This window comes from Leucobacter sp. Ag1, from assembly GCF_000980875.1.
In the GTDB taxonomy this organism is placed as follows: domain Bacteria; phylum Actinomycetota; class Actinomycetes; order Actinomycetales; family Microbacteriaceae; genus Leucobacter; species Leucobacter iarius.
In genome coordinates, this window is sequence record NZ_LAYO01000100.1 from 37,322 (window position 1) to 62,616 (window position 25,295).

At 69.7% G+C, this 25,295-nt stretch carries 28 protein-coding genes and 1 riboswitch; of the genes, 8 read left to right on the forward strand and 20 right to left on the reverse strand.

Features of this window, described 5'->3' with window-relative positions:
• Positions 1-52 precede the first annotated feature (52 nt).
• Positions 53-709 (reverse strand): DUF1345 domain-containing protein, encoded by a 657-nt coding sequence (locus XM48_RS10205; RefSeq protein ID WP_046455713.1) that lies wholly within the window; start codon positions 707-709, stop codon positions 53-55.
• 167 nt (positions 710-876) lie between these two features.
• On the opposite strand from XM48_RS10205, the gene XM48_RS10210 reads away from it, so the two are divergent.
• Positions 877-2,469, forward strand: a complete 1,593-nt coding sequence (locus XM48_RS10210; protein WP_046455714.1) for an isocitrate lyase — start codon at positions 877-879, stop codon at positions 2,467-2,469.
• Positions 2,470-2,573: 104 nt separating this feature from the next.
• On the opposite strand, the gene XM48_RS10215 is transcribed toward XM48_RS10210, so the two are convergent.
• Together XM48_RS10215 and XM48_RS10220 are read right to left on the reverse strand one after the other, a co-directional pair.
• Positions 2,574-3,194, reverse strand: a complete 621-nt coding sequence (locus XM48_RS10215) for a response regulator transcription factor (RefSeq protein ID WP_046455715.1) — start codon at positions 3,192-3,194, stop codon at positions 2,574-2,576.
• Entirely contained in the window at positions 3,191-4,354 is a 1,164-nt protein-coding gene (locus XM48_RS10220) for a sensor histidine kinase (protein ID WP_046455716.1), read from the reverse strand. The genes XM48_RS10215 and XM48_RS10220 overlap by 4 nt, the downstream gene beginning before the upstream one ends.
• 168 nt (positions 4,355-4,522) lie before the next feature.
• Between XM48_RS10220 and XM48_RS10225 the strand changes: the two genes are divergently transcribed.
• Together XM48_RS10225 and XM48_RS10230 are read left to right on the forward strand one after the other, a co-directional pair.
• The gene (locus tag XM48_RS10225) at positions 4,523-5,680 is read left to right on the forward strand and encodes an ABC transporter permease (protein WP_046455717.1); all 1,158 of its coding nucleotides are present in this window, start codon (positions 4,523-4,525) and stop codon (positions 5,678-5,680) included.
• Positions 5,677-6,405 (forward strand): ABC transporter ATP-binding protein, encoded by a 729-nt coding sequence (locus XM48_RS10230; protein ID WP_046455718.1) that lies wholly within the window; start codon positions 5,677-5,679, stop codon positions 6,403-6,405. Before XM48_RS10225 ends, XM48_RS10230 begins: the two co-directional genes overlap by 4 nt.
• 247 nt (positions 6,406-6,652) lie before the next feature.
• Here the strand turns inward: XM48_RS10230 and XM48_RS18295 are convergent, their stop codons facing one another.
• The 8 genes from XM48_RS18295 to XM48_RS10270 all read right to left on the reverse strand — a co-directional run bounded on the left by XM48_RS18295 (position 6,653) and on the right by XM48_RS10270 (position 15,306).
• Entirely contained in the window at positions 6,653-7,195 is a 543-nt protein-coding gene (locus XM48_RS18295) for a DUF559 domain-containing protein (protein ID WP_052961435.1), read from the reverse strand.
• Between the two features lie 760 nt (positions 7,196-7,955).
• Positions 7,956-8,204, reverse strand: a complete 249-nt coding sequence (locus XM48_RS10240; RefSeq protein WP_231580864.1) for a hypothetical protein — start codon at positions 8,202-8,204, stop codon at positions 7,956-7,958.
• A 28-nt stretch (positions 8,205-8,232) separates the two neighbouring features.
• Complete coding sequence (gene gcvP, locus XM48_RS10245) at positions 8,233-11,169, reverse strand: aminomethyl-transferring glycine dehydrogenase (RefSeq protein ID WP_046455719.1); 2,937 nt, start codon at positions 11,167-11,169, stop codon at positions 8,233-8,235.
• 8 nt (positions 11,170-11,177) lie between these two features.
• A complete protein-coding gene (gene gcvH, locus XM48_RS10250; RefSeq protein WP_046455720.1) occupies positions 11,178-11,552 on the reverse strand; it encodes a glycine cleavage system protein GcvH in 375 nt (124 codons plus the stop codon).
• 1 nt (position 11,553) lies between these two features.
• Entirely contained in the window at positions 11,554-12,711 is a 1,158-nt protein-coding gene (gene gcvT / locus XM48_RS10255) for a glycine cleavage system aminomethyltransferase GcvT (protein ID WP_046455751.1), read from the reverse strand.
• A gap of 140 nt (positions 12,712-12,851) precedes the next feature.
• A riboswitch (glycine riboswitch) is annotated at positions 12,852-12,948 on the reverse strand.
• Between the two features lie 30 nt (positions 12,949-12,978).
• Positions 12,979-13,446, reverse strand: coding sequence for a pyridoxamine 5'-phosphate oxidase family protein (locus tag XM48_RS18300; RefSeq protein ID WP_046455721.1), 468 nt, complete (start codon positions 13,444-13,446; stop codon positions 12,979-12,981).
• The gene (locus XM48_RS18305) at positions 13,443-14,306 is read right to left on the reverse strand and encodes a hypothetical protein (RefSeq protein ID WP_046455722.1); all 864 of its coding nucleotides are present in this window, start codon (positions 14,304-14,306) and stop codon (positions 13,443-13,445) included. The genes XM48_RS18300 and XM48_RS18305 overlap by 4 nt, the downstream gene beginning before the upstream one ends.
• A 25-nt stretch (positions 14,307-14,331) precedes the next feature.
• The gene (locus XM48_RS10270) at positions 14,332-15,306 is read right to left on the reverse strand and encodes a hypothetical protein (protein WP_046455723.1); all 975 of its coding nucleotides are present in this window, start codon (positions 15,304-15,306) and stop codon (positions 14,332-14,334) included.
• A 52-nt stretch (positions 15,307-15,358) separates the two neighbouring features.
• Between XM48_RS10270 and XM48_RS10275 the strand changes: the two genes are divergently transcribed.
• Positions 15,359-15,907, forward strand: coding sequence for a GNAT family N-acetyltransferase (locus tag XM48_RS10275; protein WP_046455724.1), 549 nt, complete (start codon positions 15,359-15,361; stop codon positions 15,905-15,907).
• 28 nt (positions 15,908-15,935) lie between these two features.
• Here XM48_RS10275 and XM48_RS10280 read toward each other — a convergent pair whose 3' ends face one another.
• The 4 genes from XM48_RS10280 to XM48_RS10295 form a co-directional block, all read right to left on the reverse strand.
• Positions 15,936-16,391 carry an SRPBCC family protein gene (locus tag XM48_RS10280; RefSeq protein WP_046455725.1) on the reverse strand — a complete coding sequence of 152 codons (456 nt, stop codon included), beginning with the start codon at positions 16,389-16,391 and terminating at the stop codon, positions 15,936-15,938.
• On the reverse strand, positions 16,388-17,020 hold the full coding sequence (locus XM48_RS10285) for a class I SAM-dependent methyltransferase (protein WP_046455726.1): 633 nt from the start codon (positions 17,018-17,020) through the stop codon (positions 16,388-16,390). Before XM48_RS10285 ends, XM48_RS10280 begins: the two co-directional genes overlap by 4 nt.
• A gap of 22 nt (positions 17,021-17,042) precedes the next feature.
• The gene (locus XM48_RS10290; RefSeq protein ID WP_046455727.1) at positions 17,043-17,438 is read right to left on the reverse strand and encodes a zinc ribbon domain-containing protein YjdM; all 396 of its coding nucleotides are present in this window, start codon (positions 17,436-17,438) and stop codon (positions 17,043-17,045) included.
• 64 nt (positions 17,439-17,502) lie between these two features.
• Positions 17,503-18,105: a GrpB family protein gene (locus tag XM48_RS10295; RefSeq protein WP_046455728.1), complete on the reverse strand. Its 603-nt coding sequence runs from the start codon at positions 18,103-18,105 to the stop codon at positions 17,503-17,505.
• A 77-nt stretch (positions 18,106-18,182) separates the two neighbouring features.
• On the opposite strand from XM48_RS10295, the gene XM48_RS10300 reads away from it, so the two are divergent.
• Positions 18,183-18,581, forward strand: a complete 399-nt coding sequence (locus XM48_RS10300) for a hypothetical protein (RefSeq protein ID WP_046455729.1) — start codon at positions 18,183-18,185, stop codon at positions 18,579-18,581.
• A 34-nt stretch (positions 18,582-18,615) separates the two neighbouring features.
• On the opposite strand, the gene abc-f is transcribed toward XM48_RS10300, so the two are convergent.
• From abc-f to XM48_RS10320, 4 genes are all read right to left on the reverse strand, one after another.
• The gene (gene abc-f / locus XM48_RS10305; RefSeq protein WP_046455730.1) at positions 18,616-20,277 is read right to left on the reverse strand and encodes a ribosomal protection-like ABC-F family protein; all 1,662 of its coding nucleotides are present in this window, start codon (positions 20,275-20,277) and stop codon (positions 18,616-18,618) included.
• Between the two features lie 32 nt (positions 20,278-20,309).
• Positions 20,310-20,735 (reverse strand): VOC family protein, encoded by a 426-nt coding sequence (locus XM48_RS10310; RefSeq protein WP_046455731.1) that lies wholly within the window; start codon positions 20,733-20,735, stop codon positions 20,310-20,312.
• Positions 20,736-20,823: 88 nt separating this feature from the next.
• A complete protein-coding gene (locus XM48_RS10315) occupies positions 20,824-21,546 on the reverse strand; it encodes a triacylglycerol lipase (RefSeq protein WP_052961436.1) in 723 nt (240 codons plus the stop codon).
• A complete protein-coding gene (locus XM48_RS10320; RefSeq protein WP_046455732.1) occupies positions 21,546-21,905 on the reverse strand; it encodes a hypothetical protein in 360 nt (119 codons plus the stop codon). The genes XM48_RS10315 and XM48_RS10320 overlap by 1 nt, the downstream gene beginning before the upstream one ends.
• A gap of 121 nt (positions 21,906-22,026) precedes the next feature.
• On the opposite strand from XM48_RS10320, the gene XM48_RS10325 reads away from it, so the two are divergent.
• The gene (locus XM48_RS10325; protein WP_156175020.1) at positions 22,027-22,473 is read left to right on the forward strand and encodes a hypothetical protein; all 447 of its coding nucleotides are present in this window, start codon (positions 22,027-22,029) and stop codon (positions 22,471-22,473) included.
• 137 nt (positions 22,474-22,610) lie between these two features.
• Positions 22,611-24,056 (forward strand): recombinase family protein, encoded by a 1,446-nt coding sequence (locus XM48_RS17540; RefSeq protein ID WP_084821114.1) that lies wholly within the window; start codon positions 22,611-22,613, stop codon positions 24,054-24,056.
• Between the two features lie 213 nt (positions 24,057-24,269).
• Here XM48_RS17540 and XM48_RS10330 read toward each other — a convergent pair whose 3' ends face one another.
• Positions 24,270-24,506, reverse strand: a complete 237-nt coding sequence (locus XM48_RS10330; protein ID WP_052961437.1) for a helix-turn-helix transcriptional regulator — start codon at positions 24,504-24,506, stop codon at positions 24,270-24,272.
• Positions 24,507-24,581: 75 nt separating this feature from the next.
• Between XM48_RS10330 and XM48_RS17545 the strand changes: the two genes are divergently transcribed.
• Positions 24,582-25,223, forward strand: coding sequence for a DUF2510 domain-containing protein (locus XM48_RS17545; protein ID WP_046455734.1), 642 nt, complete (start codon positions 24,582-24,584; stop codon positions 25,221-25,223).
• The last annotated feature ends 72 nt before the right edge of the window (positions 25,224-25,295 follow it).

Below are 25,295 nucleotides of genomic sequence, written 5' to 3' on the forward strand. Positions count from 1 at the left end.
GTCGCGGGACGCCCGCGCGGCGCGCATCGCGTTCCGGAGCGACCGCGACGCGTCAGCCGAGACCCGAAACCAGGTTGATGACGGTCGCGAGGATCCCCGCGCCGAAGAGGTAGGCGAGCGTCGTCTGGGCGATCACGATGCGGCGGATCTCGTTGCGCGTCACGTTCGTATCGGCGACCTGGTAGGTCATGCCCAGTCCGATGGAGAAGTAGGCGAAATCGGTGTACTCCGGCGGTTCCTGCTGGTTGAAGTCGATGCCCCGCTTGAACTCGCCGTCGCCGCGATCCTCGTAGTAGCTGCGGGCGAAGTGCAGCAGGTAGTTGATCTGGATCAGCGCCCACGACGCCACGATGCTGACCACGGCGATGCCCGCGAGCCAGTAGGTCGCCGCTCCGCTCGCGTGACGCGCCTGGATCATCACGATCACGACGGCGGCCAGGCTCACCACGCTGCCCGCGATGGCGATGAGGCGCGCGATCCGCCGGCTCGGATCCTCCGCGGTCGCGTGAGCCCGCGTCGCGTCGGCGTCCATGGGCCATACCTGCAGCAGCACCCAGATCGTGCTCACGCAGGCGAGCGCGCCCCAGCCCGCGAGCAGCCCCGCGGCGAGACCGAGCGCCGGTCCCGCGATCGCTCCCGCGGCGATCCCCAGCAGGACCGCGATCCCCCACCGCAGCCGCAGCTGCGCCCGATCCGAGAGTCCGCTCATGCCGCGATCCTAGTGCGACCGAAACCGCCCTTCGGGTCGCCTCGCAACCCGGAAATTTTCCGTCGAGCAGAAATACGCCGAATCTTCACCCCAGAAATGGCCGATTCGGGCGCCCGGGCTCGGTCATTGTGGAATCAATCACCGAAGATCCACGTCAAGGAGTCATCATGACCGCGTTCCAGAACGACATCGAAGCCGCACGAGGCCTGAAGGACCAGAACGGCTCCGGCTGGGATGCGATCAACCCCGAGCACGTGGCCCGCATGCGCGCGCAGAACCGGTTCCGGACCGGCCTCGAGATCGCCCAGTACACCGCCGACATCATGCGCCGCGACATGGCCGAGTACGACGACGACTCCTCGGTCTACACCCAGTCGCTCGGCGTCTGGCACGGCTTCGTCGGCCAGCAGAAGCTGATCTCGATCAAGAAGCACCTGAAGACCACCAACAAGCGCTACCTGTACCTCTCGGGCTGGATGGTCGCCGCGCTCCGCTCCGAGTTCGGCCCGCTGCCCGACCAGTCGATGCATGAGAAGACCGCGGTGCCCGCGCTCATCGAGGAGCTCTACACCTTCCTCCGCCAGGCCGACGCCCGCGAGCTCGACCTGCTCTTCACCCAGCTCGACGACGCCCGCGCCGCCGGCGACGAGACCGCGGTCGAGTTCCTGCAGTCGCAGATCGACAACTACGAGACGCACGTCGTGCCGATCATCGCCGACATCGACGCCGGCTTCGGCAACCCCGAGGCGACCTACCTGCTCGCGAAGAAGATGATCGAGGCGGGCGCCTGCGCGATCCAGATCGAGAACCAGGTCTCGGACGAGAAGCAGTGCGGCCACCAGGACGGCAAGGTCACCGTGCCGCACGAGGACTTCATCGCGAAGATCAACGCGGTCCGCTACGCGTTCCTCGAGCTCGGCATCGACAACGGCGTGATCGTCGCGCGCACCGACTCGCTCGGCGCCGGCCTCACCCAGAAGCTCGCCGTCACCAGCACCCCCGGCGACCTCGGCGACCAGTACAACTCCTTCCTCGACGTCGAGGAGATCTCCGAGGCCGAGCTCGGCAACGGCGACGTGGTGATCAAGCGCGACGGCAAGCTGCTGCGCCCGAAGCGCCTCGCATCGAACCTCTACCAGTTCCGCAAGGGCACCGGCGAGGACCGCGTCGTGCTCGACTGCATCACCTCGCTGCAGAACGGCGCGGACCTGCTGTGGATCGAGACCGAGAAGCCGCACGTCGAGCAGATCGCCAGCATGGTGGATCGCATCCGCGAGGTCATCCCGAACGCGAAGCTCGTCTACAACAACAGCCCGTCGTTCAACTGGACCCTCAACTTCCGCCAGCAGGCCTTCGACCAGCTCGTCGAGCAGGGCCAGGACGTGTCGGCGTACGACCGCGACAAGCTGATGAGCGTCGAGTACGACGAGACCGAGCTCGCCCGCATCGCCGACGAGAAGATCCGAACCTTCCAGCGCGACGGTTCGGCACGTGCCGGCATCTTCCACCACCTCATCACCCTGCCGACCTACCACACGGCGGCGCTGTCGACCGACAACCTCGCGAAGGGCTACTTCGGCGACGAGGGCATGCTGACCTACGTGCGCGACGTGCAGCGCCAGGAGATCCGCCAGGGCATCGCCACCGTCAAGCACCAGAACATGGCCGGCAGCGACATCGGCGACAACCACAAGGAGTACTTCGCCGGCGACGCGGCCCTCAAGGCCGGCGGCAAGGACAATACGATGAACCAGTTCTGATCCGAGGATCGAACACGGGGAGGGCCCCGGCTTCGGCCGGGGCCCTCCCCGTGTTTCCGGGGTCCCGGCCGATCCGGCGGGTGGAACGGTCCCGCGCGGAGCGGCTAGCGCAGCACGCCGAGGTCGCGCGCAGCCGCGACGGCGGCGGTGCGCGACGAGACGCCGAGCTTGGAGAAGATGTGCACCAGGTGCGACTTCACCGTGGCGTCGGAGATGTGCAATCTGGCCGCGATCGCGCTGTTGCTCTCGCCATCGGCGACGAGGCGCAGCACCTCGGTCTCTCGCGCGCTGAGGCTCGCCTGCGGGGTGCGGATCCGCGCGAGCAGGCGCCCGGCGATGGCCGGCGCGAGCGCGCTCTCCCCCGCCGCCGCCGCGCGGATCGCGGCGATCAGCTCCGCCGGCGGAGCATCCTTCAGCAGGTAGCCGCTGGCACCCGCTTCGACGGCGCCGAGGATGTCTCCGTCGGTGTCGTAGTTGGTGAGCACCAGCACGGCCGGAGCGCCCGCGAGCGCGCGGATCCTGCGGGTCGCGTCGGCGCCCGTCTGGTCCTGCCCGAACTGGAGGTCCATGAGCACGACATCGGGCCGGTCGGCTGCGGCGAGCGCGACGGCCTCGTCCGGCGTCGCGGCCTCCCCGACGATCTCGAGCTCGGGGTCGCCCTCGAGGAGGGCTCGGATGCCGGCGCGCACCACGGGGTGGTCGTCGGCGAGCACGATCCGGATCATGCGTCTCCCTTCTCGAGGGTCACGGACAGCAGGGTGCCTCGTCCGGGTTCGGATTCGACGACGAGGGTGCCGCCGAGCTGGCGGGCGCGCTCGGCGATGGCGCGCAGGCCGAAGCTGTCCGCCGAGCCGCCGCCGGCTGCGACGTGCTCGGGGTCGAAGCCGACGCCGTCGTCGTGCACGGAGAGCGTGACCCGGCCGTCGATCGCCTCGACCAGGATCTGGGCCCGGCCGGCGGCGGCGTGGCGTACGACGTTCGACACGGCGCCCTGCGCGATCCGCAGCAGGGCGGTCTGCGTGCTCATGGGCAGGTGCAGTTCGTCGGGCGTCTCGACCGAGATCACGAGGCCGGAGCGGCGACTCTGATCCTCGGCGAGGCGCCGGAGCGCGGCGGCGAAGCCGTCGTCGAGCGACGGGGGTGCGAGCTCCCGGATGAACCGCCGGGTCTCGGCGAGGCTGTCGGCCGCGGTCTCCCGGGCCAGGCGCACGTGCCGCGCTCCCGGGCCGGCCGGGTCGTCGCGTTCGGCGGCGTGCAGCAGCATCTGGATGCTGGAGAGCCCCTGCGCGACGGTGTCGTGGATCTCTCGTGCGAGGCGGGAGCGTTCGGCGAGCGCGCCCTGTTCGCGTTCCGTCGCCGCGAGCCGCTCGCGGGTGCGCAGCAGTTCGTCGAGGAGCTGCTGCCGTTCGGCCGCTTCGCGGGCCAGCGCCCGGTAGCCGAGACCGATGAGGATCGCGGCGCCGGCACCGACGAGCGGGCCGATGACCCCGCCGATGCTGAAGCCGAGGTGCAGGCCGAGCGCGAGGATCGCGATCGCGGTCGAGGCGATGACGGCGATGATGCCGCCTGCGCCGGGCAGCACGTGCAGGTAGAGGAAGAAGAGCGGGAACACGAGGTAGGCACCCTCGGGCGCGAGCCAGACGAGCACCGCCCACAGCAGGGTGAGCGCGGCGACCCAGAGCGTCGCGGGTACCCGCTTCCTGGGGAGCAGCACGCCGCCCGCGTAGACCGCGACGAAGAGGATCGCGATGAGCAGCGCCCAGGGCGCGCTCGAGCGCTCGGTGACGAACCCGGGCACGACGGCGAACGCCGCGAGCCCCACGAGCAGCACGTGCAGGCCGACGCGGAGCCCGACGAACACCGGGGTGAGAGTCGCGTGGGCCATGGATCTCCAGCGTAGGCGCGGGGCCGCGAAGACGCATCCTCCGAAAGTTGGAGCGTGGGCCATCCTTTCGACTCGGGAAGACCGACCGAAGCGGCGATGACGCGAGGGCGCCGCGCGAGGAGCCTGGAATGGTGCTGCTCGCATCGAGCGGCCGGAAGGAAGCCACTCGTGTTCGTCGCCTGGAGAGACCTGCGGTTCGCCCGCGGACGATTCCTGCTCATCGGGGCCGTCGTCGCCCTCATCACCCTCCTCGTCGGGTTCCTCGCCGGGCTGACCGGCGGGCTCGCGTCGCAGAACGTCTCGGCGGTGCTGGGGTTGCCCGGCGATCGGCTGGTGCTGCAGGATCCCTCCTCGGGGTCGCCGTCGTTCGGCACCTCGGAGATCGACGCGAAGGCCGTGCAGGGGTGGCGCGACGCCCCCGGCGTCTCGTCGGTGCTGCCGGTCGGGATCGCGCAGGGCCGGGCGCAGCTCGGTGGGGCGGGCGTCGATTCGTCCGGCTCTGCGAGCTCGTCGGCGACTTCGAGCGGCTCTCCGGTCGGAGTCGCGCTCTTCGGGTTCCCCGCGCCGTCGTCCGGCGGGTCCGGCGGGTCCGGCGAATCCACCGACCTGGTTCGGCTCGCGCCTGTGAAGGACGACGAGGTCGGCCTGTCGGCGGGCGCGGCGAAGGACCTCGGAGCCTCGGCCGGTGACCGGATCTCGATCGCCGGTTCCGAGTACCGCGTCGCGAAGGTCGGCGGGGATGCCTGGTACAGCCACACCCCGGTCGTGGCGATGACCCCGGCCTCCTGGCAAGCCGCATCGCAGCGCATGGGCGGATCCGGCGGAGACGCGGTGACCGTGCTCGCCGTGTCGGGCTCCCCCGATTGGGACGCGGTCGCGTCGTCAACGAAGACCGTCGCCCAACCGACGCTCGCGAGCCTCGGCGCGCTCGAGACCTTCAAGTCGGAGATCGGTTCCCTCGGCCTCATGATCGCCATGCTCTTCGGTATCTCGGCGCTCGTGGTCGGCGCGTTCTTCACCGTCTGGACCATGCAGCGTGCCGGAGACATCGCGGTGCTGAAGGCGCTCGGCGCCACCACCGGATCGCTCGTGCGCGATGCGCTCGGCCAGGCGCTCGTGGTGCTCGTGCTCGGCATCGGCGTCGGTCTCGCCCTCGTCGTCGGGCTCGGCACCCTGGCGGGCGGCGCTCTGCCGTTCCTGCTCAGCCCGCTCACCACGGCGCTCCCCGCCGTGATCATGGCGGTGCTCGGTCTCGCCGGCGCCGCGTTCGCCCTCCGTTCCGTTACTTCAGCCGACCCCCTCACCGCACTCGGGAGCCACCGATGATCCAGCTCGACAACGTCACCCTCACCTTCCCCGACGGCGACGACCGCATCACGGCGGTCGACCGCGTCTCGCTCACGGCCCGATCGGGCTCCGTGGTCGGGATCACGGGCCCGTCCGGCTCGGGCAAGTCGAGCCTGCTCGCCGTCGCCGCTACGCTGATCCGGCCCGATTCCGGGCGCGTGCTGATCGGCGACGGCGCGGACGCGATCGACGCCGCAGCGCTCTCCCCCGCCGAAGCGACCTCGTTGCGCCGCGAGCGCATCGGGATCGTGTTCCAGCAGTCGAACCTGCTGCCGTCGCTGACCGCACGGGAGCAGCTGTTCGCGATGGCGGAACTGGGCGGGGGCCGGTCCGCCCGCTCCGCACGGCGTACTGCGATCCGCGCTCGAGCGGACGAGCTCCTCGATGCAGTCGGGCTCGCCGCCCATGCGGACAAGCGTCCCCATCAGCTCTCGGGCGGACAACGGCAGCGTGTCGCGATCGCCCGGGGTCTGGTGCACGACCCGGAGGTGCTGCTGGTCGATGAGCCGACGAGCGCGCTCGACCAGGAACGCGGTGCCGAGATCATGGCGCTCATCTCCCGTCTCGCGCACGAACGCGGCACGGCGACGCTGCTGGTCACCCACGATCTCGTGCATGCCGGCGCCCTCGACGAGCTCGTGACCGTGGTCGACGGCCGCATCGAAGCGCGAGAGTCGATCTCGGAGCGGGCGCTCGCGGCGTAACCCAAGGGCCGGACGGGGCCAGGGCCGGGCCGGGGCCAGGGCCGGGGCCAGGGCTCCGTCGAGCGGCCCCTGTCGGCCCCGGCCAGCACCTCACCGGGGCCGGCTGGGCTCGGCTCGGCGCGGACCGGACCGGCTCGGACCGGACCGGACCGGACCTGGCTAGCACCTGGATCGGCTTTGGAATCGACTCTCGACACCGTTCCCCTCGAGGGTTCGGCGCGGTGCAGCTCTCGCATCTGCGCTCCCATCAGCATTCCGCGAAGAGCCTCGCCAGATGCGGGGCGACCGGGACCGGAGCGCGGCCGAGGAACTCGCACAGTCTCCGCCGTGTCGCGTCCAACCGCTCCGGCCGAAAGTCTTCCTTGTGTAGACGCAGAATCCGGTAGCCGGCCTCCCGCGCCCGTTCGAGCCGCCGAAGGTCCTTCAGGTACTGGGCGCGATCCGTTCGATGCTGCTCGCCGTCGTACTCGATGATGAGCTTCCGTATCCGGTCGACAAGGTCGAATCGCCCGATCCAGTACCCCTCGTGGTCGCAGACGTCGACCTGCAGCTCGAGGTCGTCGAGCCCCATTCTGGCCAGCTCGAACCGCACGAGAGTCTCATACCTCGACTCCGCGCCTTCTCGCGCGACCTCGGCCGCCGCACGGAGTCGAACGATGCCCCGGTCTCGTCTCTTCCGTAGCGTTTCGATGAGATCCCGCGCTGACACCATTGCGCTCGATTCGCCTTCCCTACCGCGCGAGAGAAGCAACGCGTCGATGGCCACCACCAGCTCGCGGAAGGTGAGCAATGCGGCTGATTGGAAAAGCGCAGTCAGCGGTGAAACGCACCGGAGACCCTTCACGTCGTGGAGGGCAAGTGGTGCTGAAGCCCGATGGCCGAAAACGTGCGGTCGTCGCACTTGTCCGTATGGAAGCGGCGCGACGACGTGAACCGCCAATGGCGCCCGGATCGGGACCCCGTGGATGAGCAGCGCACAAGTATGGCTGAAACCCTCACCCGCGCGCAGCAGCGGTGCATACTCGGCAGCCAGAGCACGCATGCGCGTCGTATCGGTCCGCATTTGAATTCCGTCTCGACCCGACGTAGGTGAATTGGGGTGGCGCACTCTGGCAATGCCCCGATGCGGACGCGTGAATCTGGGATGTTGCGTTACGCCCCTGCTGAGACACCCCGCGCCATGGCGCCCGACGGAGAGTGGACGGCCTCTCAGCTCAGGTGGGATCCGGGTCAGTGATCTGGTCATGCGTACGAGCCTGGCCCCGCGTCAGGGCGGTCGTAGCGGATTCCACAGTCGTTGGCGCCAAAGAGGGTGGTGAGTGCTCTAAACGCCCCGTGTGAGGGATCTCCGATGGAGCCGACGACCTCGGAGAACCAGGTCGAGTGAACGCTTGTACATGAAATGAGGAGTCTTTTCATGTACAAGCGTTCACTCGACTCTTGGGGCGGCAGGACCACGCCGGGTGGGTGAAGCGCGCGCGAACGGGCGCGAGCGCTCAGCGCACGAGCGGGCGCACGAGCGGGCGCACGAGCACACGCGCGAGCACCGCTCAGCGCCGCTCGTTGCCCCGCCGGTAGTTGCCCGTCGCCTTCGCGAGCAGCAGCTGGTCCTGCACCGGGTCGACGCCCAAGCGGGCCGCGAGGCGCTCCCCCGCGGCCCCTCCGAGCACCGTCACCACGTGCCCGCCGCGCGTGATCCTGACCTCGCCCGACTTCGTCACGCGATAGTCGAACGGGTCGTCGGCGAGTCCGCGCGGCAGCTCGCCGCGCGGACCCGCCTCACCGGTACCCGAACTCACCGGTACCCGAACTCACCGGCACCCGAACTCACCCGGCGACGGCCGAGGCGTCGAACGCCTCGTCGAACGCCTCGGGCGGCGGGCACGCGCACACGAGGTTGCGGTCGCCGTGCGCGTTGTCGATGCGGCGCACGGGCGGCCAGTACTTGCGGCGCACGATCCCGGGCACGGGGTACGCGGCGAGTTCGCGCCCGTACGGGTGCGCCCACGCGTCGGCGATCACGGAGCGCGCCGTATGGGGCGCCCCGCGCAGCGGGTTGTCCTCGGCGGGCCACTCCCCGCGCCCGACGGCGTCGGCCTCGGCGCGGATCGCGATCATCGCTTCGACGAATCGGTCGAGCTCGGCGAGATCCTCGCTCTCGGTCGGTTCGACCATGAGCGTACCCGCGACGGGGAACGACATGGTCGGCGCGTGGAAGCCGTAGTCGATGAGGCGTTTGGCCACGTCGTCGACGGTCACGCCGGTCTCGTCCTTCAGGGGGCGCAGGTCGAGGATGCACTCGTGCGCGACGAGCCCGTCGGGGCCCGAGTACAGCACGGGGTAGTGCTCGCGCAGCCGCGACGCGACGTAGTTCGCCGCGAGCACTGCGGATGCGGTGGCCTCGGCGAGCCCGTCGGCGCCCATCATGCGCACGTAGGCCCACGAGATCGGGAGGATCCCGGCGCTGCCGTAGGGGGCTGCCGAGATCGGTCCGCCGCCGTGAGCGATGCCGCCTTCGGGGTCGCCGAGCAGTGCGTGCTCGGTCGACTGCGCGAGCGGGTGCCCCGGCAGGAACGGCGCGAGGTGCGCCTTCGCCGCGACCGGCCCGACGCCGGGCCCGCCGCCGCCGTGCGGGATGCAGAACGTCTTGTGCAGGTTCAGGTGCGAGACGTCGCCGCCGAACTCGCCGAAGCGGGCGGCGCCCACGAGCGCGTTGAGGTTGGCGCCGTCGATGTAGACCTGGCCGCCCGCGGTGTGCACGGCGTCGCAGATCTCGGTGACCGCCCGCTCGTAGACGCCGTGCGTCGACGGGTAGGTGATCATGAGGGCCGCGAGGCGCTCGGCGTGCGCCTCGATCTTCGCGCGCAGGTCGTCGAGATCGACATCGCCGTGCTCGTCGCACGCGACCACCACGACGCGCATGCCGGCGAGCACCGCCGAGGCCGCGTTCGTGCCGTGCGCGCTCGACGGGATCAGGCAGACGTCGCGCTCGGTGTCGCCGTTCGCGCGGTGGTAGCCGCGGATCGCGAGCAGGCCGGCGAGCTCGCCCTGGCTGCCCGCGTTGGGCTGCAGCGAGACCGTGTCGTAGCCGGTCGCCTCGGCGAGCCACGACTCGAGCTGGCGCACCAGCTCGAGCGTCCCCGCGACGTCCTCGGCGGGCGCGAACGGGTGCAGCTCCTGGAACTCCGACCAGCTCACGGCGGCCATCTCGGTCGCCGCGTTGAGCTTCATCGTGCAGGATCCGAGCGGGATCATGCCGCGGTCGAGCGCGTAGTCGCGGTCGGCGAGCTCGGCCAGGTACCGCATCATCGAGGTCTCGGATCGGTGCGCGTGGAACACCGCGTGCGTCAGGTACTCGCTCGTGCGGCGCAGTCCCTCGGGCAGAGCATCGCCGTCGACCGCGAATGCGTACGCGAACGAACCGCCGACGAACGCACCCACGACCTCGACCAGGTCTTCGCCGGTCGTCGTCTCGTCGACCGCGATCTGCACCGTATTCGCGTCGACGCGCCAGAGCAGGATCCCGGCCTCGTGCGCGCGCGCCACGACCTCGGCCGCGGGATCGCCGTCGCCGGTCACCCGCACGCGGATCGTGTCGAAGAAGTGCTCGTGCACGATCTCGAAGCCGCGCTCGGCGAGCAGGCCTGCGAGGGCCCGCGCGTTCCCGGCGACCTCGGTCGCGATCCGGCGGATCCCCTCGGGCCCGTGGTAGACGGCGTACATCGACGCCATGACCGCGAGCAGCACCTGCGCGGTGCAGATGTTCGAGGTCGCCTTCTCGCGGCGGATGTGCTGCTCGCGCGTCTGCAGGCTCAGCCGGTAGGCCGGCGCGCCCTCGGCGTCGACGCTCACGCCGACGAGACGGCCGGGCATCTGGCGTTCGAGGCCCGAGCGCACGGCGAGGTAGCCGGCGTGCGGGCCGCCGAAGCCGAGCGGCACGCCGAAGCGCTGGGTGGTACCCACGGCGATGTCGGCGCCGAGCTCGCCCGGGCTCGTGAGCAGCGCGAGCGCGAGCGGATCCGCCGCGACGACGCCGAGACCGCCCGCGTCGCGCACGGCGGCGAGGATCCGCGAGGGATCCCACACGCGGCCCGACGCCCCGGGATACTGCACGATGACGCCGAACGCCTCCGGCAGCGAGGCGGGATCCGCATCGGCGAGCTCGATCTCGCGCACCTCGATGCCGAGGGGCTCGGCCCGGTGATGCACGAGCGCCCGGGTCTGCGGCAGGGCGTCGGCGTCGAGCAGGAACACCTGCGACGACGACCGCGAGGCGCGCCGCGCGAGCAGCATCGCCTCGACGACGGCGGTGCCCTCGTCGAGCATCGATGCGTTCGCGGTCGCGAGCCCGGTCAGGTCGGCGACCATGGTCTGGAAGTTGATGAGCGCTTCGAGCCGCCCCTGCGAGATCTCGGGCTGGTAGGGCGTGTAGGCCGTGTACCAGCGCGGATTCTCGAGCACGTTGCGCGCGATCACCGACGGGGTCCGGGTGCCGAAGTAGCCGAGGCCGATCATGGATCGGCGCACGGTGTTGCGCGAGGCGAGCTCGCGCAGTTCGGCGAGCGCCTCGGCCTCGGTGGCGGCCGCGGGGATCGCGCTCGGCGCATCGGCCTCGGCCGCGGCGTCGATCAGGATCGTCTCGGGGATCGCGGCGCGCATGAGCGCGTCCAGACCGTCGACGCCCGCGACGCCGAGCTGCGCGAACATACGCTCCCGGTCGGCTGCGCGGGTGCCGATGTGGCGCGATGAGAACTGTTCGGGCACCGCGCGCCTCAGCCGTCGATCTCGGCGGCGTACGCGTCGGCGTCGAGCAGGTCGTCGGGCAGTGCGTCAGGGCGCACACGCACGAGCCAGGCCTCGCCGAAGGGATCCTGGTTGACGAGCTCGGGCGCATCGACGACCGCGTCGTTCGCCTCGACGACCTCGCCGTCGAAGGGTGCGAAGAGCTCGCCGACCGACTTGGTCGACTCGATCTCGCCGATCACGGATCCGCGGCTCACTCGGGTGCCGGCGGCGGGCAGCTCGACGAACACGACGTCGCCCAGCTGGTCGGCCGCGTGCGAGGTGATGCCGACGGTGGCGACGTCGCCATCGAGGCGGATCCACTCGTGCTCGCGGGTGTACTTCAGCTCTGCGGGAAGGCTCATGTCAGGCCTGCTTTCGGGTGTAGAACGGGAGGGGGGTCACGGTGGCGGGGAGCACGCGCCCCCGCACGTCGATGCCGAGCGCGGTGCCGGCCTCGGAGTATTCGGGATCGACGAAGGCCATCGCGATCGGGTGGCCGAGCGTGGGCGACAGCACCCCGCTCGTGACGATCCCGATCGGTCCGGCGCCGTCTGCGCCCGGTTCGACGCCGTCGGCGTAGATCTCGGCACCGGCGCGCGCAGCGCGGCGGCCCTCGGCGGTGAGCCCGACGAGCACGCGCGCCGAGGCGGCGTCGAAGGCTTCGACGGCCGCGCGCCCGACGAAGTCGTCGGGCTTGCTCAGCGCGACGACGCGGCCGAGTCCGGCCTGCGCGGGCAGGATCTCGGGCGAGAGCTCGTGCCCGTGCAGCGGCATACCCGCTTCGAGGCGCAGCGTGTCGCGCGCCGCGAGCCCCGCCTGCACCAGGCCGAAAGGTTCGCCGGCCTCGAGCACGGTGTACCAGAGGTCGAGCGCGTCGATCGCGGGGATCAGGATCTCGAAGCCGTCCTCGCCCGTGTATCCGGTGCGCGCGATGAGCACCGGCGCCACGTCGAACGCCCCCGGAACGCCGAAGGTGCCGCCGAGGCTCGCGTAGTAGCCGAGCTCGGAGAGCGGGGCGTCGGGGACCAGGGTGTCGACCGTTTCGAGGATCTTCTGCGCTTCGGGCCCCTGCACGGCGATCAGCGCGTAGGTGTCGGAGACGTCCTCGACCGTGCGGTCCCCCGAGCCCGCCTCCGCGGCGGCCGCGAACGCAGCGGCGACGGCGTCGCGGTTGCCCGCATTGGCGATGATGAGGAAGGTGCTCTCCGCCGTGCGGTAGACGATGAGGTCGTCGACCACGCCGCCGCGCTCGTTGAGCAGCAGCGAGTACTTGGCCTTGCCGACGCGCATGGTCGAGATGAGGCCGGCGAGCACGCCGTCGAGGAACGCACCGGCGTCGGGTCCCTCGACGAGGAACTCCGACATGTGCGAGATATCGAAGAGGCCTGCGGCACGGCGCACGGCGTGGTGCTCGTCGAGATCGCTCGTGTAGCGGACGGGCATCTGCCAACCGCCGAAGTCGGTGAAGACGGCTCCGGCGGATTCGTGGGCGGGGAAGAGCGGGGTACGGCGTTCGGTCACGACGAGTTCTCCGGTCCATTCGGACGCCCGAGCACCGTGCTCGGGCGAGAACTCCCCCTCTGTCATTGGCCTGAGAGCTTCGCGCGGCGTCGCGCTTTCACCGTCGGCGGGGACATCGGTGTCCCGCTTTTCAGAGTGGCCTCGCCTGCGCGGTACTGGACCTGAGAGATTGGCGGGGAAGCTTGCTCCTTCGGTGCCGCTCGACGGTTGTTCGAGCGGCTCTCCCGCGCTGGTGAATGGGCCGGATATTCGGTTGCTGCGGCCAGCCTAGCCGGTCTCCGGCCCCGTTCGCACCCCTCGGGTCTCGGAGATCCGGGGCGGCTCGGTCCGGTAGTCGCCGAGGCGCGCCCAGTCGAGTCGGATCCGCACGACCGCGATATCGGCGCGCTGCAGCGAGTCTGCGAATTCGGGGAACGCGGCGGCGTACGCGTCCGCCGCCGCGGCGCGATCCGCTCCGCCCGTCACGACGGCGGTGCCCTCGCACTGCAGCGACGCGCCGTCGGCGCCGCCGATCACGACCGCGACGCGGGAGTCGCGTGCGAGGTTGGCGATCTTGCGCGACGCCGTGCGCGCGTCGAAGACGAGATCGCCCGCGTCGGTCGCCGCGAACGGCAGGTACGCGGCCTGCGGCGCCCCGTCGGGGCCGAGCGTCGAGACGACGCCGTCCGGGCGCTCCCGGACGAAGGCGACGATCTCCGCGGTCCCGAGCGGTTCGGCGCCTCGCTCCGGCTTCATCCCCTGGCCGCCGTCCCGGCGTCGGGATTCCCGGTCCAGCGGAACGCCCCGAGACCCCCGAGCGGAACGGCGCGCGCCTGCCCGACGGTGCCGCCGGTCAGGAAGCCGCGCCGCCCGAGCGCGTCCAGGGCCGCGTTCCGATCCGCGAGCGCGCGCTCCCGATCTTCTTCCGGCAACGCCGCTGCGAGCTCTACCGCGTCGGGTCCGGCTTGCGCACCGTGGCCCGGCTGCCCGCGATCCGCCCCATCCGACGCACCCGCGCCGTCGGGCGTCCGGTGCCGCACGCGCAGCAGCACCGCAAGCCCGACGACCGCGGCGACGATCAGCGCGGCCCGGACCGGCCAGAGCCAGCCGGCCAATCCCGCGAACTCGTCGCGCGCAGCCACGTTGGCCAATCCGATCGTCGCGAAGCCCGCCATGACGAAGGAGAGCACGGCGTAGCCGAGCAGGGCCGGGTTCCAGCGCGCGCCGCGCACGAGCCAGACGATCGCCCCGACGAGCAGCACCGCCGCCGTGATCCCGAAGCACCAGCTCGAGATCGGGATGGCGGTCCGCGCGGCGACGGGAGGAACGCTGGTGAACAGCACCCCCGGCGCCTCCGCGTAGATCGCGACCCCCAGGATCGGCGCGACGCCGATGGCGCCGAAGAGGAGGAGGCCCGCGATGCAGGAGAGGGTTCCCCGACGCTCGTTCGCGCCCGGCCGGATCCGTTCGGCGAGCACCGCGCCCTGCGGTCCGAGCGCGGCGACGATCTCCGGGTGCCGCTGCAGCGCGTAGGCCTCGAGCGTCTCGAGATCCGGGTCGACGGACAGCGACAGCTCCTCGGCCCATTCCTCCGCGGTCTCGTAGCTCAGGCTCATGATGCCGGTCAGGCTAGCAGCGGGATCAGCGGAGCGCAGCGGCGACGCGCTCGACGTCGCGACCGCCGTCCGCGTGGATCCGAGCCAGGACCTCGACCGGGTCGAGCCCGTCCGCTGCGGCGAGAGCCGCGAGGATTCCGTCCGACTCCGCTCCCGCCGGAGCGCCTCCGGCTCCGGTGCCCGCGGCGCGACGCGCTTCCCGGTCGAGGCGTGCGCGCCAGTCGTCGCGCACCGCCTGCGGGATCCCGCCCGCGGCTTCCACGATCGTGCGCAGCGCCGCGACGAGCGCGTCCGCGCCGGGCGGCCGGGGCCGCTGGGACCCTCGGAGGCGCTCCTCGGGCGAGAGCCGTGCGCGTCCGCGCCGCCACCGCCACGCGAGCAGCCCCGTGAGCAGCGCGACGGTCGTGGCGCACAGGAGCCAGAGTCGGATCTGCTCCGGGGCGTACTCGGTCTCGCGCCAGTGCAGGCCGAAGGCGCGATAGAGGATCACGAGCACGAGCATCCCGGCGCTCAGCCACGCGCAGACCTCGGCGACGTAGAGCGGATACCCCCGCCGCGGCGACGGCAGCAGGTGCAGCAGTGCGGCCGTCGAGAGTGCGACGATCCCTGCGACCACCGCGATCGCCCAGGGGACGTCGGGCCTCGTCGACGAGAAGTGCTTGATCGGCCCGAATGTGGAAGCGAGCGCGATCAGCGCGACCATCAGCGCGATGCAGAGCGTGCCCCACAGGATCCGCGTGCCCCGACCGGGGCGTTCCGGTGGCGCGCCTCGGCCCTGTGCGGCGCGACGCGCACCGGCGGCCGCATCCGCCCTCGCTCGCCGGGCGATCGCGTGGGTCGCAGCCAGGCGCGGCGCCAGGGTTCTCCGCAGCTCGCGGTCGACGCTCACCGATCTCGCGGCGAGGATCCCGATCCGTTCGACGGCTTCGGCCGGGAGATCGCCGGGGAAGCCGAACGGTTCGGTCCGGTCGCCGCGGCCCCGGCGGTCGGGTGTGCGCATGGTGTCACGCTACTGCACGGTGACGCTGAGCCGACGGTGCGAGACTGGACGGATGATCCTCGAGACCGAACGCCTCCGCCTGCGCGAGATGACGGCGGCCGACCTGCCCGCGCTGCGCGCGATCCTGCAGGATCCCGTCGCGATGACGGCGTACGAGGGCGCGTTCGACGAGGCGATGGTGCGCGACTGGTTGGATCGGCAGCTCGAGCGCTACCGGAACGATGGGTTCGGTCTCTGGGCGGTCGAGCTGCGCTCGTCGTCCTCTGGCGGACCCGACAGCGCGGGAGACGGTGCTCCGGTGATCGGCCAGTGCGGGATCACGCGGCAGCGCATCGACGGCGACGACGTGCTCGAGGTCGGGTACCTCTTCAATCGTGCGCACTGGCATCACGGCTACGCGACGGAAGCCGCGGCCGCGTGCCGGGATCATGCCTTCGCCGTCCTGGGCGCTGATCGCGTCCACGCCCAGGTGCGCGACACGAACCTCGCCTCGATGAACGTCGCGATCCGGCTCGGCATGACCGTGCGCAGCCGGTTCGTGAAGCACTACCGCGGCATCGACATGCCGCACCTGGCGTTCGCGGTGGATCGGGCGGCGTAGACGAGCCCGAAAGACCGAAGGGCCGCGCTCAGTGCCGCGCTTCGAGCGTCTCGCGCAGCCAGTCGTTGCGACGTTCCAGCAGGCGGGTCAGGTACCGCCGCAGCGCGATCCGCTCGGCGATCCGCCCGAACGGGCCGAACGGTGCCGCGAACTCGACCAGGTCGAGCATGCGGGTGCCGTCGCCGTCCGGCTCGAAGCGATGCTCGTGGTGCCAGCGCGCGAACGGGCCGGCGACCTGCTCGTCGACGAATCGGTGCGGCGCGTCGTAGGCCGAGATGAGCGAGGTCATGCGCCACGGGATCCCGAAGTGGACCGCGCGCCAGGTCACCGTCTGCCCCGCGCGCATCTCGCCCGAGGTCACTCCCCCGACGGCGCGCTCCCGGGAGTCGCTCATGGAGGAGGTGTGCGCGTCGACCGACAGGCTCAGCGCGAAGCACTCGGCCGGGGTCGCGGCGATGCGGGTCTCGAGCCGCAGGCGGATCATGCCGCGACCTCGCCGACCCGCTCCGCGAGGTACTCCGCGTGCGGTCGGCTGCCCGGGTCGGTTCGGGTGCGCACCGAGCGGACCGCGAAGCCGGCACGCTCGAGTTCGATGCGTATCTCGGCGACCGGCCAGAAGTAGGCCGTGGTCACGGCGTGGTCGAACGCTTCGAGTCGCGGTCCTTCGAAGCAGCCGAGCAGCAGGGAGCCGCCCGGCCGCAGGACGCGGGCGAACTCCCGCAGAATTGCCGGAACACCATCGGGCGGCGTGTGGATGACGGAGTACCAGGAGAGCAGTCCGCCGAGCGCGGCGTCCGCGACGGGCAGCGCTTCGAGCGCACCGACGCGGAACCGCGCCTCGGGGAACCGGCTCCGCGCGATGTCCACGAACTCCGGGGTCAGGCCGAGGCCAGTGATATCGATGCCGAGCGCCCGAAGATGCTCGGTCCAGTGCCCCGGGCCGCAGCCGGCGTCGAGCACGGGACCGTCGATGCCCGCGCCCCAGGTCGAGATCGTGTCGCGATCCTGCGCAGCGAGCGCCTCGACCGAGCCGAGCAGCTCGGTGTACTCGGCCGCCCGGGCGCCGTAGGCCGCGCCGACCGCTTCCCGGGCTCCCGTTCGCTGCTGATCCACCGCCGGCCCCGGCCCGTCCGACCTAGGAGACCCGCTTGACGACGCTCGACTTGAGCTGCAGCTTGCCGAACCCGGGAACGCGCGCGTCGATGTCGTGATCGCCGACGCCGTCGGTGATCAGCCGGATACCCGTGACCTTCGTGCCGACCTTGATCGCGCCACCGCCGCCGCCCGAGACCTTGACGCTCTTCACGAGGGTGACCGTATCTCCGTCGGAGAGGACGTTGCCGACCGCATCGCGCACGACGCGCTCGCCGTCCGCCGAATCGCCGTCGGCGCCGTTCGCGGCGCCATCGGCCGGAGCCCACTCGTGCCCGCACATGGGGCAGACCAGCAGCGCGCCCGACTCGTACGCGTACTCGCTCCCGCACTCGGGGCAGGGCGGCATCTCCGTGCCGGTCTCGGTCGTCTCGGTCATGCTCGCGCGGCCCTCCGTCGATTCGTTTCGTATGCCGCCACCAGAATACCGGCTCGGCCGCGCCTCAGATCAGCCCGGCGGCGCGGAACGCGCGGGCGTAGATCTCGCGGATCACCTCCTGCTTGCGCAGGTTGTAGTCCATGGTGGTCTCGCCTCGTCGATTGGCCTGCTCGGCCGCCGCCCGCTTGACCGAAGCGTAGCGCTCACGGTCCCGGGCGTCACGGCGCAGGTGGTCGCGGAACACGCGGTGCTTCCACGGTTCAGCGGACTCGGGCCCGAACACGTGCAGGTTCGTCGCCGGATCCCCCGACCGGAGCATCCGGTGCCCCTGCCACCAGGGCTCCCGCACCCGCAGCTCGAATCCTGCCGCCTCCAACGGGGGCAGCCAGACCGCCTCGTCCGACGGGTCCGCCACGATGAGGTCGACGTCGATGATCGGCTTCGCATCGAGGCCGGGCACCGAGGTCGATCCGACGTGGTGCAGTTCGAGCGCGCGCGGGCCGAGCGCCGCGCGCACGCGATCGGCGACCGCGTCGAACCGTGCGGGCCAGCTCGGATCCGCCGCTCCCACCTCGATGCGTTCCGTCACCCTCGGGCCGACCCACGGGGATGCGCCCGGAGGTGCCGGGTCTTCGGAGAAATCGACGATCTCGCGCGGAGTAGGCATGGGGACCAGGCTAGCCGGGCCGGGTGCACGAGCATCGGACGGGTGCGGGATCCCTCGGTCGAACGTAGACTGCGCCCATGTCAGTCTTCGATAAGATCCTGAACTCCCGCTTCGTCGATCAGTACGGCCCGGCCTTCGCTCCATCGTTCGACTTCGTCGATACCTCGGCGGAGGCTCAGATCGAGCTGCCGAACGATCCGGCCTCGGTCAGCGCGGCCGTCGAACGGGTCATCACCGAGGCCGGGCATCAGATCGTCGGCGTCAGCGACGACCGTCTCGCCTTCGCCGTGGTCACGAAGAAGACGCTGCTGAGCTGGGAGCTCGCGACGGGGATCGAGATCACGCCGACGCCCCAGGGATCGCGGCTCTCGATCTACCTGGCGAACCTGGCCGGGCGCCCGAAGGCGCTGCTCGACGGGCCGAAGAACAAGAAGGTCGCGCAGAAGCTCGCCGAACGGATCCGCGCGGCCGTGTGACCCGGCCGCCGGCGCGAGCGCCGGCCGCCCGCGCTCAGACGATGCGGTCCTCGACCCGTCCCGCCTCGACGTGCCAGCGCCGGTCGAGGCGCACGTTCTCGAGCATCCGCCGGTCGTGGGTGACGAGCAGGAGCGCGCCCTCGTAGGCCTCGAGCGCCTGCTCGAGCTGCTCGATCGCCTCGAGATCGAGGTGGTTCGTCGGCTCGTCGAGCACGAGCACGTTGACACCGCGCGCCTGCAGCAGCGCGAGCCCGGCGCGCGTGCGCTCTCCCGGCGACAGCGCGTCGAGCGGTCGCAGCACGTGATCGGCGCGGAGCCCGAACTTCGCGAGCAGCGTGCGCACCTCGGCGCTCGTGTACTCGGGCACCAGGGATTCGAACGCCTCCGCGAGCGGAGCGGATCCGGTCAGCAGCGTGCGGGTCTGATCGATCTGCCCGATCGCGACCGAGGATCCGAGGCTCGCCGAGCCCGCGTCGGGAGTCCGCTCGCCGAGGAGCAGCCGCAGCAGCGTCGACTTCCCGGCGCCGTTGGGGCCGGTGATCCCGATCCGCTCGCCGGCGTCGACCTGCACCGAGACCGGGCCGAGCACGAACTCGCCCTGACGCACGACGGCCTCGTTGAGCGTCGCGACGACCGAGCTCGACCGGGGCGCAGCCCCGATCGTGAATTCGAGGCGCCATTCCTTGCGCGGCTCCTCGACCTCGTCGAGGCGCGCGATCCGGCTCTCCATCTGGCGCACCTTCTGCGCCTGCTTCTCGCTCGACTCCATCGACGCCTTGCGCTTGATCTTGTCGTTGTCGGGCGCCTTCTTCATCGCGTTGCGCACGCCCTTGCTCGACCACTCGCGCTGCGTGCGGGCGCGGCCGACGAGGTCGGCCTTCTTCGCCGCGAACTCCTCGTAGTCGTCGCGCGCCTGCTGACGCAGGATCGCCCGCTCCTCGAGGTAGGCCTCGTAGCCGCCGCCGTAGACGCGGTTGGTGTGCTGCGCCAGATCGAGTTCGAGCACGCGGGTGACCGCGCGCGCGAGGAACTCTCGATCGTGGCTGACGAGCACGACGCCCCCGCGCAGCCCCTGCACGAAGGCTTCCAGCTTGGCGAGCCCGTCGAGGTCGAGGTCGTTGGTCGGCTCGTCGAGCAGCACGATGTCGAAGCGCGAGCACAGCAGCGCGGCGAGCGCGACCCGCGCCTTCTGCCCACCGGACAGCGCGGTCATGAGCGCCTCGGTGCCGAGTTCGAGGCCGAGCTCGGCGAGCACCGCGGGCAGGCGATCCTCGAGGTCCGCCGCCCCCGCGGCGAGCCAGCGGTCGAGCGCGGCCGAGTACTCGTCGGCCGGATCCGACGCGCCGGGAGCGGCCGCATCGGGATCCGCGAACGCGGCCGACGCCGCGTCCAAGCGCACCGTGGCCGCCGCGACGCCCGTGCGGCGTGCGACGTAGGCGCCGATCGTCTCGCCTTCGACCGGCGTGTGCTCCTGCGGGAGCCAACCGACGAACGCGTCGGCCGGCGCGAGCGACACGCTGCCCGCCTGCGCGTCGAGCTCGCCGGCGAGGATCCGCAGCAAGGTCGACTTCCCGGCCCCGTTCACGCCGACGACGCCGATCACGTCACCGGGCGCGACCGTCAGGTCGAGCCCCTCGAACAGGGTGCGGTGGGCGTACCCTCCCGCGAGGCCGTTGGCCACGAGCGTTGCAGTCACCCGTCAACTGTAGACGGGTGACGCCGCCCGGATCAGTCGTTGTCGGTGGAGAACGACCACATCACGCCGAAGCGGTCGAAGACCTGCCCGTACCAGCCGCCCCATGGTGCCCGCTCGAACGGCATCCCGATCTCGCCGCCGCCGTCGACGAGCTTCGCGATGAGCCCGCGCGCCTCGTCGGCGGTGTCGGTCGTGTAGAGCAGCGAGTACGCGCTGCCGCGCACGTTGTAGTCGTTGCCGTCCTCCATGGCGTCGCCGCCCGCGATGGTGCCGCCCGGCAGCACGAGGGTCGCGTGCGCCACGGCCTGCGGATCCGGGGTGAAGGGCATGCCCTCCATGGGCGGGACGTCGCCGTACCGCATGATCTGGAGTTCTCCGCCGAACACGTCGTGCCAGTGCTCCATCGCCTCCCCGGTCGTCCCCGGGAGTGCGATGTAGCTTGCGAGCGATGCAGCCATGATGGGATCCGTTTCTGTCGTCGGGACCTGCGTATGCACTCAGCATGCCCCGCCGCGGAGGATCGCGCCAGAGCTTCGGGGCGGCTGTTCAGGATCCGGTCACCGGGTCGTGGCCGGCGAGGTGTTCGACCGCGTCGAGCACCTCCGGCGAGCCGAGGATCCGGAAGTGCCCGGACTCCGCGGTCGGCACGTTCTCGGCGCCGGCGAGACGCGAGCCCCCGGGGATGTGCGGGTCGAACGGCGGATGGATCGACACGATCCGCGCGTCGGCCTCGGTGCGCGCCACGAGGTCGCGGATACTCGGATCGCTCGGGTGCAGCGACCGCAGTGTGCGCGTCGGCATCCAGCGCGCGAGCTCGGATCCCGCGAACGGCGTCGCGATCGCGATCACTCGCGCGACCCGCTCCTGCTCTTCGCCGAGCAGCACGAGCTTCGCGATCAGTCCACCCTTGCTGTGAGCGACGATCACCGCGTCGCGGAGGTCCCCGGCGCGGAGGTGCTCCTCGACCAGCGCGGCCCCCTCGGCAAGCGGGGCGGTGTTGAGCCGCAGCTCGGGCAGGACGTGCACCGGGTGCCCGGCGCGGTTCAGCCGCTCGGCGATGAGGCGCATCATGGTCCAGCTCTCGAGCACCCCGGGCACGAGCACGACCGGCGCCAGGCCGCCGTGCCGGAAGCGCTCGGGCGGGTGCGGTCGTCGGGCTCCCTCCCAGATGCTCGAGACCGCCCAGGCGTAGTCGGAGGCGTGGACGCCGAGCCGACGCAGGGGCGGCAGGGGCTCCGGCTGCGGTTCCGGTTCCGGTCGCGTCCACATCACGCCTCGATCGGTGCGCCGTCGTCGTCGAAGCGGATCCCGTCCGCTTCGAGCCGTTCGCGCGCGGCGTGGTGCACGACGCCGCGCTTGCGCGGATCCGGTTCGAGCAGTCGCAGCAGGGTCGCGCGCGCCGTGCTCGGATGCTCGGCGACCGCGACCCGCACGCTCCAGAACCGGTCGTCGGCGAAGCGGTCGAGCACCGCCGCGCTCGCATCTGGGTTCAGCGCCGCCGCGTTGCGGATCGCCTGGTTCGGATCGGTGAAGAACGGCTCGAACTCCGCGTCGGTGCACGCGCCGCTCGCGAGGGCGTACCGGCGCTCCTCGTCGGCTTTCTGCTCGGGGGTCTTGCGTTTGGACACGTGTGCTCCTTCCCAGTCCGATGCTAGAGGTGCCGCGTCGGATCCATGCACCGTTACTCACAGATCACGCCTGTGGAGAGCTTGCGCAGCTGGCCTTCATCTCCCCGCATAGAGTAGGGCGATGCGCGCCACTCGAATCCTTGTCGCAGCAACGACGCTGCTCACCACGATCGCTTTCGTCGGTTGCGGCGCGAGCGTCAAGCAGCCGGGCATCGAATCCAGCACGGATGCGGTACACCACCTTTTCGCAGCGGCAATGGACGATGACGCCGGGGCCGCCCGACTCGTGGTTCCTGCAGACCTCTCCAACGCTTCTCTGCGGGAGAGCATGGCGGCCATCAAGTCGCAGGCGAACAGACAGGGCGGTCTCGCGAAGGCCTCGATCACGGACAATCCATCCGAGCAGATGGGAGCCGAGCACTTCGTCGAGGTCCGCTTCAGCGGCTCCGATGAGGTCACCGTGTTCAGCGTCATCGAAGATGCGGAAGGCATCCGGGTGACGCCCGATCCTTTGGCACGCGAGATCCGCACCACGGCGATCCCCGTCCCGAGCCCCAAGTCCGACTGACCCGCCCAGTAGATGCGCGAGGGCCCGCCCGACCTTCCGGTCGGGCGGGCCCTCGTTCAGCAGCGCAGTGCAGCGCGGGTCAGACGTTGAAACGCCACTCGCACGCTTTGCAATCTCAAACAACGTATAATGTTGCCATGACAACGTGCGCCATCTACTGCCGCATCTCCCTAGATCCCTCCGGAGAGATGCAGGCCGTTCAACGCCAAGAAGAGGACGCTCTCGCCGTAGCAGAATCCCGAAAGTGGGAGGTCTATGACGTTTACACCGACAATTCGGTGAGCGCAACCCGAAAGAACGCAAAAAGAGAACATTACGAACGCATGGTCGCGGACTACAAGGCCGGGAAGTTCAGCGCCATAGTTTGTTTCGATCTGGACCGCCTCACTCGACAGCCTCGCCAACTCGAAGACTGGATCGAAGCAGCCGAAGAAAATGGACTCAAGCTTGTCACAGTTTCCGGCGAAGCCGATCTTTCCACCGAAGAAGGGCGAACTTTTGCGCGCATGAAGGTAGCCTTTGCGAAAGCCGAAATGGACATCAAGTCCAAGAGGCAGAAGAGGGCTGCGAAACAAAAAGCCGACCGCGGCGAACCTCCGGCGGGGATTAGACTTACTGGATATGACTTTTCTGGCCAACTCATTGCAGAAGAAGCAAAGATTGTTGAGCGAATCTTTACCGACTTTAACAACGGAAAGTCACTCTACGGAATCGCGAAGCTCCTTACGGAAGAGGGAACACCCACCCGCACCGGGAGTTCGCGCTGGAGCCCAACGAGCATCCGAACCATCCTCACCAACGCCCGGTACTGCGGCAGGATGGTGTACCTCGGTAAGGCAACTGGAGGAACAGGAAACTGGGACCCGATCGTCTCAGAAGCAGTATTCGATGCCGTCAACAATAAGCTCAACGACCCCAGCAGAATCAAGAACCGGACCGGCACCGCAAGGAAACACCTAGGAAGCGGCCTGTACGAGTGCCAGCAATGCTACAAACCCGTGGTGTCAAACGGGGATAGGTACCATTGCCGCAAATGCGGCATGTCAAGAACTCGCTCCTACGTCGATGCAACGATCCTCGAACTCGTGGCAGATCGCCTCTCCAAGGAAGACGCGATCAAGATGTTTACAAAGCGCGAAGATCCGGAGGCTACCGCCGCCCTAGAAGCCAAGATTCAAGACCTACGGGCACGAATCTCGAATTTCGAAAATGACTATGACAGCGGCCTGATCGACGGCAAGAGGTTTTCCTCAGCAATCGAGCGCACGGAAGCCGAATTGAACCCGTTGCTCAATGAGCGCGCTTCAGCAGTAGGAGACACCACACTCTCTTCAATTCTCCAAGAACAGAACCCTGGAGAGACGTTCCTCATCGCGGACCTGGAGACACAAAGGGCAGTAATTCGCTCCATGATGCGAATCACGCTCAAGCCTGGAGTACAGGGCAGGAAGGGCTTGGCCGCGAACTCAATCGGTGTTGTCTGGAACATAGCCCAGCTTGCGGAACGCGATCCCAACTCCTCCGAGCTGCCGCTGATTGTTGGTGGAGCATTGAGCGACGACCTCAGGAGGCTCTTGTCCTAAGCTCTGCATCCCGCCAGCGGCTGAACTGTTGCGCGGAACTCTTGCGGGCATCTCGGACGATTGACTGGCGGCGAGCGCGAGACCCCTTGTATCCACACCGCTGGAGACACGGCCAGATCCTGCGGGGGCTGTTCTGGTGGTGCGAGCGGTGCGGACGGCTCGCCCTTACCGGTTCAGGGACCTAAGGACAGACCGCCCCAATAAACACGGACTCTAGTCCAGGACGCGCACGAACTCAGAGAACGGCACGTCGAGTGCATCGGCGATGCGGAACCAGTACCGCATGGTTCCAAGGGTCTGCCCTTGCTCGTAGGAGATCACGGAACGCCGACTCATGCCCACTCGTTCAGCTACCTGCTCGTAGGTGAGCCCACTGTCAGCCCGACGGCGCTTCATCTCGGCGGCGAGTCGCGAGATGTCAGGATCGCTCGCGTACTCGGGAATAGCCACCCAAGCATTCCAGCAACGTGCAACAATCTTCACAGTGCATCTAGTTGCACCTTGATTGCGCCGAGAGGATTTCCCGTGCCAGACGCCGCCACCCAGAATCCCCCCGCGGGCTGGTACCCCAACGCCAACAACCAGGCCCAGTGGTGGGATGGAACAAGCTGGGGCCAGCTAGCTCAGCCTTCAGACACCAGAGCCCCAGAATCGAACGCCTCTGCGGCCGATAGCGCCACCGAGGCCTCCCCAACGCAGGCACCCCCTGGCTGGTACCCGACAGAAATTGGGCTCCTTCGCTACTGGGACGGTTCCGCCTGGACCCAGCACCATGCGCCCCTACCAACGCACCCAAAGCAGCCTTCAGCCCGAACCCCCCGTCGCCGGTCACAGCCCACCTTCAACGCCCATTCCCCGGCCAGCCGCCAGACGGCCACGACTCGGCACACTCCCACCAATTCAAACAAGCCGATACGCCTTCGGTGGAAGAACCTACTTAGCCTCCGCTGGTGGTGGTTCACATTCGGTGGAGCGCTCTTCCTCTCGTTTCTCATCGGCATGCTGAGCCCAGTCATTGGCGCAGGCGCTTTCCCGTTCCTGCTCGTACTGGTCGGGTTCGTCTGGCTAACCCTTCCCATGACTTGTGATCACTGCGGAAAGATGCTGAAGTCATCGAAGATCGGAGACGTTACGGTCTGCCATCACTGCCACCAGCCGGTTGACTGAGCGGCCTTCGGAGTCCCATCTACCTTGACTAGCTGCGCCCATGGAACCAGATCCTGCGGTCAGATTTCACTT